Source organism: Shewanella sp. WXL01, from assembly GCF_012263345.1.
GTDB classification, from domain to species: domain Bacteria; phylum Pseudomonadota; class Gammaproteobacteria; order Enterobacterales; family Shewanellaceae; genus Shewanella; species Shewanella maritima.
In genome coordinates this window covers 1-13,960 of sequence record NZ_JAAIKQ010000010.1, presented here as the reverse complement: position 1 = coordinate 13,960, position 13,960 = coordinate 1, and the positions used below count along the sequence as shown (strand labels likewise).

12 protein-coding genes are annotated in these 13,960 nt (G+C 45.2%); 7 read left to right on the top strand and 5 right to left on the bottom strand.

Going from position 1 to position 13,960, the window contains the following annotated elements; genetic code table 11:
- The first annotated feature begins 19 nt into the window (after nucleotides 1-19).
- Genes G3R49_RS17030 through mutT form a run of 5 tightly spaced genes read left to right on the top strand, consistent with a single transcriptional unit; the run spans nucleotide 20 to nucleotide 3,052 of the window.
- A complete protein-coding gene (locus G3R49_RS17030) occupies nucleotides 20-961 on the top strand; it encodes an A24 family peptidase (protein ID WP_167870463.1) in 942 nt (313 codons plus the stop codon).
- A 19-nt stretch (nucleotides 962-980) separates the two neighbouring features.
- Nucleotides 981-1,592: a dephospho-CoA kinase gene (gene coaE / locus G3R49_RS17025; RefSeq protein ID WP_167870462.1), complete on the top strand. Its 612-nt coding sequence runs from the start codon at nucleotides 981-983 to the stop codon at nucleotides 1,590-1,592.
- Between the two features lie 42 nt (nucleotides 1,593-1,634).
- The gene (gene zapD / locus G3R49_RS17020; RefSeq protein WP_167870461.1) at nucleotides 1,635-2,369 is read left to right on the top strand and encodes a cell division protein ZapD; all 735 of its coding nucleotides are present in this window, start codon (nucleotides 1,635-1,637) and stop codon (nucleotides 2,367-2,369) included.
- A 41-nt stretch (nucleotides 2,370-2,410) separates the two neighbouring features.
- A complete protein-coding gene (yacG, locus tag G3R49_RS17015; protein ID WP_167870460.1) occupies nucleotides 2,411-2,638 on the top strand; it encodes a DNA gyrase inhibitor YacG in 228 nt (75 codons plus the stop codon).
- A 6-nt stretch (nucleotides 2,639-2,644) separates the two neighbouring features.
- Nucleotides 2,645-3,052, top strand: coding sequence for an 8-oxo-dGTP diphosphatase MutT (gene mutT / locus G3R49_RS17010; RefSeq protein WP_167870459.1), 408 nt, complete (start codon nucleotides 2,645-2,647; stop codon nucleotides 3,050-3,052).
- A gap of 634 nt (nucleotides 3,053-3,686) precedes the next feature.
- Here mutT and leuD read toward each other — a convergent pair.
- The 5 genes from leuD to recQ all read right to left on the bottom strand — a co-directional run bounded on the left by leuD (nucleotide 3,687) and on the right by recQ (nucleotide 11,091).
- Nucleotides 3,687-4,292 carry a 3-isopropylmalate dehydratase small subunit gene (gene leuD / locus G3R49_RS17005; protein WP_167870458.1) on the bottom strand — a complete coding sequence of 202 codons (606 nt, stop codon included), beginning with the start codon at nucleotides 4,290-4,292 and terminating at the stop codon, nucleotides 3,687-3,689.
- Nucleotides 4,293-4,324: 32 nt separating this feature from the next.
- Nucleotides 4,325-5,728, bottom strand: coding sequence for a 3-isopropylmalate dehydratase large subunit (gene leuC, locus G3R49_RS17000; RefSeq protein WP_167870457.1), 1,404 nt, complete (start codon nucleotides 5,726-5,728; stop codon nucleotides 4,325-4,327).
- On the bottom strand, nucleotides 5,728-6,822 hold the full coding sequence (gene leuB / locus G3R49_RS16995; RefSeq protein ID WP_167870456.1) for a 3-isopropylmalate dehydrogenase: 1,095 nt from the start codon (nucleotides 6,820-6,822) through the stop codon (nucleotides 5,728-5,730). Before leuB ends, leuC begins: the two co-directional genes overlap by 1 nt.
- Nucleotides 6,819-8,387, bottom strand: a complete 1,569-nt coding sequence (gene leuA, locus G3R49_RS16990; protein WP_167870455.1) for a 2-isopropylmalate synthase — start codon at nucleotides 8,385-8,387, stop codon at nucleotides 6,819-6,821. Before leuA ends, leuB begins: the two co-directional genes overlap by 4 nt.
- 904 nt (nucleotides 8,388-9,291) lie before the next feature.
- Nucleotides 9,292-11,091: a DNA helicase RecQ gene (gene recQ, locus G3R49_RS16985; RefSeq protein ID WP_348633940.1), complete on the bottom strand. Its 1,800-nt coding sequence runs from the start codon at nucleotides 11,089-11,091 to the stop codon at nucleotides 9,292-9,294.
- A 175-nt stretch (nucleotides 11,092-11,266) separates the two neighbouring features.
- On the opposite strand from recQ, the gene G3R49_RS16980 reads away from it, so the two are divergent.
- Both G3R49_RS16980 and rarD read left to right on the top strand, forming a co-directional pair.
- Nucleotides 11,267-11,731: a thioesterase family protein gene (locus G3R49_RS16980; protein ID WP_130600148.1), complete on the top strand. Its 465-nt coding sequence runs from the start codon at nucleotides 11,267-11,269 to the stop codon at nucleotides 11,729-11,731.
- A 339-nt stretch (nucleotides 11,732-12,070) separates the two neighbouring features.
- Complete coding sequence (gene rarD, locus G3R49_RS16975) at nucleotides 12,071-12,967, top strand: EamA family transporter RarD (protein WP_167870454.1); 897 nt, start codon at nucleotides 12,071-12,073, stop codon at nucleotides 12,965-12,967.
- Nucleotides 12,968-13,960: the final 993 nt, after the last annotated feature.

Genomic DNA, 13,960 nt, shown 5'->3' with positions numbered 1-13,960 from the left:
ATAAGAGAACAATAACAAGATGACCGAATTTTTATCTTCTTTTACTTCTAGTTTTGTATCCACAATGAGCCAGACTCCCTGGCTTTTTGTGGTTATTAGCTTTATTTTCGCTGCCACTATCGGCAGTTTTTTAAATGTGGTGATTCACCGTCTGCCAGTTATGATGAAGCGTGAATGGCAAAGCGAGTGCAACTTCTATCTAGATGAATATCATCCAGATATCGTTAAACAAGTTGGTAAAGGCAAGCTTGAAAAGCCAATTGATGAATACCCAGAAAAGTACAATCTAATTGTTCCTACATCTGCTTGCCCTGAGTGCAAAGCCAAAATAAAACCATGGCACAATTTGCCTATCTTTGGTTGGTTACTACTTAAAGGCAAGTGCGCAAATTGCCAAACCAGCATTTCACCACGTTACCCAATTTTTGAGTTTATCACCGGTGCTTTGGTTGCCACGCTGGCATATTATTTAGGCCCAACGACACAATTTGCTCTAGCAACACTACTCACCTTTGCTTTAATCGCACTAACAGGCATCGATTTGGACGAAATGCTGCTGCCAGATCAAATTACTCTGCCGCTATTATGGCTAGGCCTAATCATTAACTATCAAGGGGTGTTCGTCAGCCTAGAGGATGCGGTGATTGGTGCTGCCGCCGGTTACCTAAGTTTATGGAGTGTATTCTGGGGCTTCAAGCTGTTAACAGGTAAAGAAGGCATGGGCTACGGCGATTTCAAATTGATGGCAGTATTTGGTGCCTGGCTCGGCTGGCAAATGCTACCTTTGATTATCCTGCTATCTTCATTAGTAGGTGCGGTGATTGGTATAGCAATGATTGCCACCAAGAAGCTGCATTCAGGTAAGCCAATTCCATTTGGACCTTATATCGCAATTGCTGGTTGGATAGCGTTAATTTGGGGTCACGATATTATCAATTGGTACCTAGGCTCATTTGTCTAGCCAAAAATAATTGAGAATTATGTCTTCCACATACATAGTCGGTCTAACTGGTGGCATTGGCAGCGGTAAAACAACCGTTGCCAATTTATTTGCCGCCAAAGGCATTGAATTGGTTGATGCAGATATTGTTGCGCGGGAAGTCGTTGAGCCGAATACTCCGGGATTAAATGCAATAGCGCAGCACTTTGGTGCTGAAGTACTAAACCAAAACGGTGAACTCAACCGTCAAGCACTGCGTGACAGAGTGTTTAATAACGAAAGTGAGCGCCTTTGGCTCAACAAATTACTGCACCCACTAATTAGAAAAACCATGTTAGAGCAAGTACATAGTGCACAAAGTGACTATGTTATTTTGGTTGTGCCCTTGCTATTTGAGAATGGGTTAGATAGCTTAGTCAATACCACTTTAGTTGTTGATATTTCACCCGCATTGCAGAGAAAACGTTCAGCGACTAGAGACAACACGTCTCAAAAGGCTATTCAGAAAATCATCGATAGCCAAATGAGTCGCGAACAGCGCTTAACTAAAGCTGAGCATATTATTGATAATCAAGGCGACATCGCCTCACTTAATCAACAGGTGGACAATCTTCACCAGTACTTTTTAGCTCAAGCAAAGCGACAACAATAACCACGAGCTGTAATGACTAAACAATAATAAGATTAGCTAATCATGACCAATTTGATTTATGAGCAACCCTTAAATGAAAAAACGCGCAGCTATCTGCGTTTAGAGCATTTAGCGGCGCACATAAAACAAGTTACTGAGTCAGATCACCAACATCATTGTTTTGAGCCGATCTTCTCTCTCGCAGACTTAACTGAGCGCTGCGACTTTTCTTCAGACGTATTAAAAGATATTGATAAGCAGGTGTTGCTGTTAGATAAATGGCAAGCATTTCCACATGTCGATACCGAGCAAGTCTGCGCACTTATTAAAGAGCTCACTCAAGCCAAAGCACAGCTGTATTCTAGCGGCCGCTTAGGTGCAAAGCTTAAACAAGATAAATTCATCTCGGCCCTAAAACACAGATTTAGTATGCCTGGCGCTTGCTGTAGTTTCGACTTACCACAGCTACATTACTGGTTAAGCTTACCCTGGCAACAACGCCAGCAAGATATCATTAATTGGACCGAAGAATTTCAGCCACTACTCAAAGCCATCACACTTATTCTAAAACTCATTCGCGACTCTTCTGAGTTCATCAACGCCTCTGCCAATGCAGGCTTTTACCAAGCGAACGCGGATAAAGCATTATCGCTCATTAGAGTCCGAATCAATGCCGATCAAGCTTGTTACCCTACAATAAGTGGTAGTCGCAATCGTTACGCCATTCACTTCGTGGATTTCGACCGCCAGAAACATACCGACAAACAAATCACATTCTCACTGGCAGCTTGCGAATAAAGCCTTTAAAATTTAGCCAAACTTTATTGCAAGACGATTTCATGCCAACAACTGTAAATTGCCCTATTTGTAAGACACCTGTCGTGTGGGAACCACAATCTAAATTCAAACCATTTTGCTCTGAGCGCTGTAAAATGATTGACCTTGGAGATTGGGCCGACGAGAAGCACGCCATTCCAGTAAAAACACCTATTGACCCAGAAATGTTTGCCAACATCGATCTCGATGAAGCAGGCTTTGATGAAGGCGATTTTTTCAAAAAGGATTAATTCTAGATGCTAAAACGAGTGCATGTTGCGGTTGGCGTAATTGTTAATCCAAACAACCAAATTTTACTGGCATTGCGCCACGGTCACTTACATCAAGGTGGCAAGTGGGAGTTTCCCGGCGGTAAAGTCGAACAAGATGAAACAGTCACACAGGCGCTAATTCGTGAACTAGCGGAAGAAGTGAACCTAAAGGTTGCAGACTCAACGCCATTTATGGAGATAAGCCATGATTACCCAGATAAGCATGTGCTACTTGATATTCATCTAGTCACTAACTTCTCAGGTGAAGCAAAGGGGCTTGAGCAACAGCAAATAGCCTGGGTTGATATCAACGAACTGAAGAACTACCAGTTCCCTGAAGCCAATAAGCCAATTTTAGATAAGTTGTTGGCTGAGTTTCCTAAGCCACTCTAGAGTTCGACATGAGGCCCTCGATTAAAAGCTTATCGAGGGTGACGGTTGGTAGGGTTAAGCGAGGATAACCGTGGTAAAAGCGAGAATGACGGTTGGTCATACTCTCAATATTCCAACGCCGTCATTCCCGCGATGTTTATTTTAGTCGTTCCCACAACGCTTCAACTTTGTCGTTCCCGCAGCGCTTTTAAGCGGGAACCTATTCACATTTACCACCAGCAAAGACCCTCGATTAAAAGCTTTTCGAGGGTGACAGTTGGTAGGGTCAAGCGAGGGTAACGGTGATAAAAGCGAGAATGACAGTTAGTAGGCCATACTCTAGACATTCCAAAGCCGTCATTCCAACGATGTTTATTTCAGTCACTCCCGTGACGCTTCAACGCCGTCATTCCCGCAATGCTTATTTCTGTCGTTCCCGCAATGCTTTTTAGCGGGAACCTATTCACATTTACCACTCACAAAGACCCTCGATTAAAAGCTTTTCGAGGGTGACGGTTTGTAGGCCATACTCTCGGCATTCCAACGCCGTCATTCCCACGATGTTTATTTCAGTCGTTCCCACAGCGCTTATCTCAGTCGTTCCCGCAACGCTTTTGAGCGGGAATCTGCTTTACAAGGACAACAACCTAAACCACTAACGATACCAACTCGGTATCTCGGTTTCATAATCTGCAATTGGTTGCTCAAACGACAAGGTTAATCCAATCGCATCTAGACCATTCAGCAACTTATGCCTAGCCGACTCGGCAATACTAAAGCTAAATTTGGCGCCAGTTGGCGATGTGACCTCAAGTGCTTCTAAATCCACGGTGATCTCTGCGCCCTCTTTTGCCTCTACCTCATCAATCAACTGCTGAACTTGAGCTGCATCAAGCTTTACAGGCAACAAGCCGTTGTTGATGGAGTTACCGTAAAAAATATCGGCAAATGTAGGTGCAATGACCACTCTTAAACCAAAGTCTGCCAACGCCCAAGGAGCGTGCTCTCGGCTTGAGCCACAACCAAAATTTTCCTGAGCAATTAAAATCGATGCGTTTTTATAGCGTGGCTTGTTGAGTGCAAACTCAGGGTTAGGTTTGTCGCCAGCATCATCTAAATAACGCCAGTCGTGAAACAGGTGCACGCCAAAACCGTCGCGGGTCACCTTAGATAAAAACTGTTTAGGGATAATCTGGTCGGTATCGATATTGGCACTATCAATCGCAACCGCTAGTCCCGTGTGGCTGGTAAATGCTTGCATTCAAGACTCCTTATTAGTTGCAATAGTTGCGATTAGTACGGCTTACGAATATCAACAAAGTGGCCTGCTACAGCGGCTGCGGCTGCCATAGCTGGGCTTACCAAATGAGTGCGACTGCCACGCCCCTGACGACCTTCAAAGTTACGATTACTGGTCGATGCGCAGCGATCGCCCGCTTCCAACCTGTCATCATTCATTGCAAGACACATAGAACAACCCGGCAAGCGCCACTCAAAGCCTGCTTCAACAAAGATTTTGTCTAAACCTTCAGCTTCAGCCTGTAGTTTTACCTGCCCAGAGCCCGGCACCACAATCGCAGTGACACCTTCGGCCACTTGTCGACCTTTGGCATGGCTTGCAGCTGCACGTAAATCTTCAATACGCGAATTAGTACATGAGCCAATAAACACCTTGTTGATGGCAATATCTGTCATATTCGTGCCCGGAGTTAAACCAATGTACTGCAGAGCTTTTTCCATGCTGGCCTTAACGGTGGAGTTAGCTTCATCTGCAGGGTTTGGCACGCTTGAGTCAATCGCCACTACCTGACCAGGATTTGTCCCCCAAGTTAGCTGCGGCGCAATATCTTTAGCTTCTAACACAACTTCACTGTCGTATTCAGCGCCTTCATCGCTCGCCATCGCCCTCCAGGCAGCAACCGCTTGGTCCCAGTCCTGACCTTTAGGTGCAAATTCACGACCTTCAAGATAATCAAAGGTAGTTTGATCCGGTGCAACCATACCTGCCTTTGCGCCCATTTCAATCGCCATATTGCATAAGGTCATTCGTCCTTCCATTGAAAGATCGCGAATGGCCTCACCGCAAAACTCAACCACATGCCCTGTGCCGCCATCCATACCAAGGCGACCGATAATCGCTAGCACAATATCTTTAGCGGTGATGCCTGTTGCAACTTTACCGCGCACTTCAATCTTCATGGTTTTGGCTTTTAACTGACGTAAGGTTTGCGTTGCCAGCACATGCTCAACTTCTGAGGTGCCAATACCAAATGCCAGTGCGCCAAATGCGCCATGGGTCGCGGTATGAGAGTCACCACAAACAATAACCGAACCTGGCAAGGTAATACCCAGCTCAGGCCCCATCACATGCACTATGCCTTGGTTAGGGTGATGAATATCGTATAGACGAATACCAAAGTCTTTGCAGTTTTGCGCTAAGGTCTCCACCTGAGTGCGCGCCATAGGACTTAATGCATCAAGGCTAGCACTCTTGGTCGACGTGTTATGGTCCATTGTGGCGAAGGTCTTTTCTGGCGCTCTTAACTTACGCCCCGCGACTTTAAGGCCACTAAACGCCTGTGGCGATGTCACTTCGTGTACAAGATGACGGTCAACATAGATAATTGGTGCTTCACCCTCAGGCTCGGCTACCACATGAGCGTCCCACACTTTTTCATATAAAGTTCTTGCGGCCATTACGCGCCCTCCCTAACAGCCTGAGCAATATAGTCACCCATTTGCGCAGTTGTTTTAGCATTGCCGCGCTCTGACTCATCTAACAACTCGCCAGTTAAGTAACCATTGGCTAAGGCTTTACTTACCGCGCGCTCAATGGCATCAGCCGCTTGATCTAACTTCAAACTATGGCGCAGTAGCAAAGCTGCCGACAATATCTGCGCCACTGGGTTAGCAATGCCCTTACCTGCAATATCTGGTGCACTGCCGCCTGCTGGCTCGTACATGCCAAAGCCTGAGCTATTTAAACTTGCTGATGACAACAGCCCCATCGAGCCAGTTAACATAGCTATTTCATCAGAAATGATGTCACCAAACAGGTTCGAACACAGCATCACATCGAACTCATTTGGGCGGCGCAGTAGCTGCATAGTGGCGTTATCGATATAGATATGCTCTAGCTCAACATCGGGGAAGTCTTTAGCGACTAGCTCAACCACTTCACGCCATAATACCGAGCAAGCCAGCACATTCGCCTTATCAACCGAGGTAACTTTTTTGTTTCTCCCTTGGGCTGCGGTAAATGCGATTCTAGCGATACGCTCAATCTCGCGGCGGCTATAACGCATAGTATCGAACGCTTCTTCGTTTTCGCCCTCACCCTGACGACCTTTCGGTTTGCCAAAGTAAATACCGCCTGTTAGCTCACGCACACAAAGCACATCAAAACCACGGGAAGAGATATCACTGCGAAGTGGTGACATGTGCTCAAGTCCAGTGTGCAACTTTGCTGGGCGCAAATTGCAGAACAAATCAAAGTGACCACGAAGCGGTAATAGCGCGCCACGTTCTGGTTGCTCATTTGGCGGCAAATGCTCCCACTTTGGGCCACCGACGCTACCAAATAAAATTGCATCAGCAGCCTCACAACCTTTTAATGTCGCCTCAGGTAAAGGGCTACCATGATTATCAATAGCGATACCGCCAACGTCATACTCGCTATACTCAATATTTAAATCAAAGCGGCGTTCAACTTCAGTCAGTACTTTTCTGGCCTCGGCCATCACTTCTGGACCAATACCGTCACCGGCTAAAACAGCTATTTGATAACTCATACGCCACCTAACTCCTTTTGTTTTGATTTCTGTTGTTTATAGTCTGCAACCTTGTCAGCTCGATAGGTTAGATTCATGACATTAATCAGTGCTTGTGCAGATGCCTCTACTACGTCAGTTGCCAAGCCGACACCATGAAAACGCTGACCTTTATAACTTGCAGTAATATCTACCTGACCCAGTGCATTTTGCCCTTCGCCTTTAGCGCCTAACTGATAGCTAGTGATGTCGATATCGCGCTTAGTCGTCCGCTCAATGGCATTGTAAGCTGCATCAACTGGGCCATTTCCTGTCGCAGCCTCAGTTAGCACCTGATCACCAACCATCACCTTAGCTGTCGCGGTAGCTATACCTTCGGTCGAGTCAGAGTGAACCATAAGATGCTGCAGCTGATATTGGTCATCGTCTTGCGACTGTGACTCAATGAATACCAAAGCCTCTAGGTCATAATCAAATACCTGACCTTTCTTATCAGCAAGCTTTAAAAACTGCTCATAAAGCGAGTCCAAATCATAATCCGACGCTTTGTAGCCCATCTCTTCCATGCGATGCTTAATCACATGTCTGCCAGAACGCGAGGTCATATTTAAGTTATTGCGGTTTAATCCGATACTTTCTGGCGTCATGATCTCATAGGTATTTTTCGCTTTTAGCATGCCATCTTGGTGAATACCTGATGAGTGAGAAAACGCATTGCTGCCAACGATGGCTTTATTAGCCTGAATCGGCATATTACAAAGCTGACTAACTAGTGAAGAGGTGCGATGGATCTCTTTCGCATTGATGTTACTTTCAATATTCATCAAGCCTTTACGCGTCGCTAAGATCATCGCGATTTCTTCTAATGAGCAGTTACCCGCGCGCTCACCGATACCATTGATAGTACATTCAATCTGCCGCGCCCCTTGCTCGACCGCTGCAATCGAGTTAGCAACAGACAAACCTAAATCGTCATGGCAATGCACAGAGATCACCGCTTGATCGATATTTGGCACGCGATTAAACAAGGTTTGAATGATGCCACCGAACTCACTTGGCACTGTATAGCCAACGGTGTCAGGAATATTAATCGTGCTCGCACCGGCTTTAATTGCATGCTCAACCATGCGACATAGATTATCGATAGGCGTGCGCCCAGCATCTTCACAAGAAAACTCAACGTCATCGGTAAACTGCCGCGCATATTGCACTGCGCCAACCGCCATATCTAGCACATCATCAAATGAACGCTTTAGTTTGCTTTCAACATGAATGGTTGAGGTAGAAATAAAGGTGTGAATACGAAACTGCTCTGCGACCGACAACGCCTGCGCCGCAGCATCAATATCTTTTTGTAAGGCGCGAGATAACGCACAAACGCGACTATTTTTAATCGTCTTAGCAATGGTTTGCACTGATTCAAAGTCGCCAGGCGATGAAACAGGAAAGCCCACTTCCATCACATCAACTCCTAAACGCTCAAGTGCTAGGGCAATTTGGAGTTTTTCTTTCACCGTTAAACTGGCAGCAAGCGCTTGCTCACCATCGCGAAGTGTCGTGTCAAAAATGATCACTCTATCAGACATACCTATTCTCCAAATAACATCGCATCTATCACGCTATCGGTTACGTTTTGTAACCTCTAAACTAGTCACAAAAATTAGTCGCACTGGGCAAATAAAAAACCCCGCTACTACTGTGCGGGGTTTATCTATGTGCCAATACTTATTTACCTAGTTGCACACAGGACTCCGCACTCTCTCTAGTTAAGAGAATGAGGTTGCTAGAGAGCATAATCAGTTCTAATCGCAACGGCTGTTTATTCATAAAACTTAAATAAGTATTCTAAAATCTGCTTGTTGTTGACTAATATTTATCGCGCAATGGGGGTCGCTGTCAACCGCTTATTGGTCAACTTGAGGAAATTGACGACTTTATTTTGATCGCATTAAATTTTTGTTACCCCAACCCCAAGCAATCGCAATTTAATCTCAAAATATGACAATTGGCGAGATTTTATTGCGAGATGCACTTGTAAGGATTTGTCACCTTTTAGTACCGATAACTGACTAAATCGAGTGGCTCAGCTCTCCAATTCAATAGCGCATAAAAACCATAGTTTACTCAAAACAAATCCATTAGGTTTTATGGAGAACTGCGCTGGCAGAGTGCCACAGAGCGAGATTAAACAGGTAAGCTTATTGTGGAGTAGCGAATATTGAATTGCTGGATATATACGCAGCAAGCAACAGCCAGGGGTAAATGAGCTTTGGGTAAGCAAGCCTCTTTAGCATGGACGCAAAAGTGGAGCCATCAGGGATGATCTCACAGCGTTTTGCGCCAACAAAGTTCATTTACCTTTAGCACATAGATGATGCTCAATGACTCATACTGTCGCCATTAAGCAACAGGGCACATTCGTTAGGCTTGTTTTACAAAACAATTAGTTAAAGTTATTTAGGATCTGAAATCTCAAAATAGATGATTAAATCAGCCTTGCGCTAAGTAGTCACCTATCTCATCAAGGAAGTCACCACCAAAGCGCTCTAACTTAACTGCACCGACACCGTTTACCGCGAGCATTTCAGCCTCAGAAGTTGGTACCATAGCAGCCATTTCAGCAAGGGTAGCATCATTAAAGACCAGATAAGGTGGGATGTCATTTTCTTCTGCAATCTCACGGCGCAGTAATTTCAAGCGAGCAAACAACTTACGGTCATATTGTTGCGGAGCACGCGAGCGGCGTTTTTCCACCACCGGCGTTAATTGAATGCGCGGCTCGGCAAGCATTAGCGCTAACTCACCTTTGAGTACAGCACGTGCGGATGGATTAAGCTTCAGCGATGAGCTTCGGGTAATATCCTGACTGGCATGACCTAAATGAATAAGCTGGCGAGTCACGCTAATCCAGTGCTCAGTAGATTTATCTTTACCTATTCCCCAGGTGGTTAGCTTGTCATGGCCGCGATCGAGCACATTAGCCGCTTTAGAGCCGCGCAGCACGTCAATCGTATAGTGAATGCCAAACTGCTGATTCAGACGATAGATACAAGACAGTACTTTTTGCGCATCCTGAGTGCCATCATATTGTTTAGGTGGGTCCAGACAAATATCGCAGTTACCACAAGGCTCTGAAGCACTCTCGTCAAAATAATGCAGCAATACCTGCCTTCTGCATGTTTGTGCCTCAGCAAATGCAGCCATGCTATTAAGCTTGTGAAACTCGACTTGCTGCTGTGGCCCTGGCTCAGATTGCTCAATAAGATGTCTGACGCGGCCAATATCGGCTGGGTCAAACAGCATATAAGCTTCGGCATCCAAACCATCACGTCCGGCGCGCCCCGTTTCTTGATAATAAGCTTCAATGCTTTTTGGAATGTCATAGTGCACCACAAAGCGCACATTCGACTTATTGATCCCCATACCAAAGGCCACTGTGGCGACCACGATTTCAATCTGATCTTTAATAAACCTGTCTTGTACATCTGCGCGCACTTCTTGAGTTAAACCAGCATGGTATGCCTCAGCTTTAAACCCTTGCAGACGCAAGCGCTCAGCGACCTCATCAACACGACGACGGCTGGAGCAATACACAATGCCACTGCTACCATTTTGCGCCTTTAAAAACTGGCGCAGCTGGTTAGCCGCGTTGAGTTTCTCAGCAACGGTGTAGCGAATATTTGGCCTGTCAAAGCTAGATAATACTACGTGAGGGTTAATAGTCAGTCGCTGGCAAATGCTATCACGGGTAGCTTGGTCGGCAGTAGCGGTCAACGCCATCATAGGAATATGAGGGTAGCGCTGTTTTAGCTGACCAAGTGCGGCGTATTCAGGTCTAAAGTCATGCCCCCACTGACTAATACAATGGGCTTCATCCACAGCAAACATGGATATATTGAGGTTAGACAAACGCTCCATAAAGTCATAACTCAACAAGCGCTCAGGTGAGATATAAAGCAGTTTAATCTCACCGTTATGTAACCCGCGCAATACCTGCATGGCCTCCTCGCGTGACTGCGATGAATTGATATAAGCAGCTGCGACGCCTGACTGAGTTAGGCTATCAACCTGATCTTTCATCAATGAAATAAGTGGCGATACCACAATGGTGACGCCTGGCATTAACAAGGCTGGCAGCTGGTAACACATACTCTTACCACCACCTGTAGGCATGATCACTAAGGTGTCATGGCCACTCAAAGCCTGTTCTATCACATCTCTCTGACCACGACGAAAATCCCGATAACCAAACACATTTTGTAGTGTTTCAGCTAAAGGGTCGGCAGTTATTGCAGTAGCAGAATTTACAGAAGAGATAGGTAAACCTTAATCAAGATGACTCAAAAACAGCCGTATTTTAATTCACACTAATCCGATTGTCTCGGCAAATTATTTAAACAAGTGTTTGAACATTGCCAAAACTCGCGCTAGCTTTGTAGTGTCGACTCATATCAAGGACAGAAGAATGACAACCAGTGTACAAAACATCGCCCTACAACAAGTCGCTGAAATTTTTGACCAACATATCCCTTTTCATAATCACCTTGGACTTAATATCAAGCACTACGATATTAGCGGTGTTGAAGTCGAAATCATCATGAAGCAAGAGCTAATAGGCAATATTCATCACAGCATACTCCACGGCGGCGTGACTGCTACTGTGCTCGATGTAGTAGGCGGACTGACCGCATTTGCAGGCTTGGTTGCATCACGAGACGACTGGTCGGTAGAAGAGCTACAACAGCGGCTAACAACGTTAGGTACGATTGATTTGCGAGTAGACTATTTACGCCCTGGTCGAGGTCAGATATTTACTGGTACGGGTAGCGTCATTCGTGCAGGTAATCGCGTGTCGGTATGCCGCATGGAGCTTCATAATGAACAAGGAACCCATATCGCATTTGGCACTGGCACCTATATGGTTGGTTAACGTCAGTGAGCCTCGATTTCGAGACCAAAATTTTATACATCAACTGATGTATGAAACTTAGTATTTAACCTGAGCGTGGAATAAGAAATTGTCGATAACTATATAATCGAATGAATCACCAAATTAGTATTTCTGGCGAGATAGTTTTGACTAATTCAAGGCGAAGCCACGCGTCAATAGCTAGCCTATTGCAAGTGGCTTCAACGCAGAAATAGGCGAAAATAGCCGTCAGTAATCGGTTGATTTTTCCAGGTTCAGGTTAAGTAATACTTGTGCTATGACTGGGTGAGACCTACAATCCATGCCTGTTTTCTAGCCTAGTAAATTTAAGTAGTTCTCATGCCTCATCTTGATTATCGAAAAGGAGTCATCCTTGCCATATGTGCTTACACCCTTTGGGGAGTAACACCGCTTTATTTTAAGTTACTACATGAGATCTCAGCTACCGAAATCCTAATCCACAGGGTACTTTGGTCATTTGTATTTCTGCTCGGGCTAATGAGCTTTATTGGTGGGTTCGGTAATCTCAGAAATGTACTTAAACAACCAAAGCAGCTATGGATACTACTGATAACCTCAGTGCTTATCGCCACCAACTGGTTGATATTTATTTGGGCCGTGAATACTGATCAAATGCTCGACGCCAGCCTGGGGTATTTCATCAATCCGTTAGTGAATGTTGTATTAGGAATGTTGTTCCTGTCAGAGCGCCTGCGTAAACTACAATGGGCAGCGGTTGCTCTAGCAGGCTCTGGTGTCGTCATCCAGCTCATCTCATTTGGCTCGATTCCGTTAATTTCACTAGCGCTAGCAGGCACCTTTGGATGCTACGGACTGTTACGTAAAAAAGTAAATATTGATGCCAAAACGGGTTTGTTAGTAGAAACCGCAATTTTGCTTCCAGCAGCTTTGGGTTACCTAATGTTTGCGGTAGAGCCAAGTGAGATCAGCGTATTCACTAACTCAACTAACATGAACTTACTGTTGTTAGCTGCAGGCATTTTCACCACTGTGCCTTTACTCTGCTTTGCTGGCGCCGCGATACGCATACCACTTTCGACACTAGGTTTTTTCCAATACATAGGTCCAAGTATTATGTTCATCATGGCTGTAAGCCTGTACAACGAACCATTTGATATGGAAAAAGCCACTACCTTTGGTTTTATCTGGTCTGCGCTCGCTATTTTTGTGCTCGATATGCTACTTCATCAACGCAGTAAGAAGCGTATCAAATAAGTGTCAGTGTAGCTCTAATACTCAGTAGAGCATCTTTCATTAAAGCCAAGTAAACCAGATTGTTTTACTTTGCTTTAACCACAGCATCTAGCTGACAGCTAACCCCCTGATTCGCAGCGACTCTAAGCTTGATATTCACTGTTATTCTCTATAGTAACAAGCGTGTCAGCTACAACATGCTAGGACTCCCTGTGTTGATTTAGATACTACAATTACCTCTACAGCCCCCATTGCAGAAGCCATAGAGCTGTTCTCGCCTTGGATAGCTAACAAATATTGTTGAGCAATGTCCTAGTGTAAAGTACACATACATTGTGTGTCGGAATAAAGTCTGAAAGTTGCGCCTTAGGGACTGTTCTAAGTTGGGAAGTCTTTAATAGTAATTGGTATTAGGGTTCTTGAAATGGCCAGCTTCGAACAAGCTATCCGCGCTACATAAGCGCATTAAGCACTGCTTCATAAACGCACTCACTTCGCCCTACGGCCGCCAAGGATGGCAGAAGTGTCGATTATGCAGGATACAATCATCGACCTATCACATCTGCGCATGCCCTGTTTGTTTCCCGTGTTCGAGTAATCTTTCAAAATCTGAACATACAAAAAAGCCCCAACACTTAGTGCTGGGGCTATTTCGCATATTAGGCGTCTGGAAATGACCTACACGCATTCCCGAAGGGAACACATGGGGGTAAAAGTTAGCTGCTTTAAATACGCAGTATTTAGGCTAAGTTTTACGCGAAGAGCTTGCTCGTAGCTGGGAGCCAGGCTTAGCCTCGGGTGTCGTCGAGGTAGGCATTCATGCCTACATTAAGTGAATAAGTCACCTAACCTCAATGACATTCATATGAGGAAGACTGCAGAGTTTACATTGCCCCAAACGCAAAAAAGCCACCTAAAATAGGTGGCTTCTTCACTTTAATAAGCGTCTGGAAATGACCTACTCTCACATGGGGAAACCCCACACTACCATCGGCGCGATTGCGTTTCACTGCT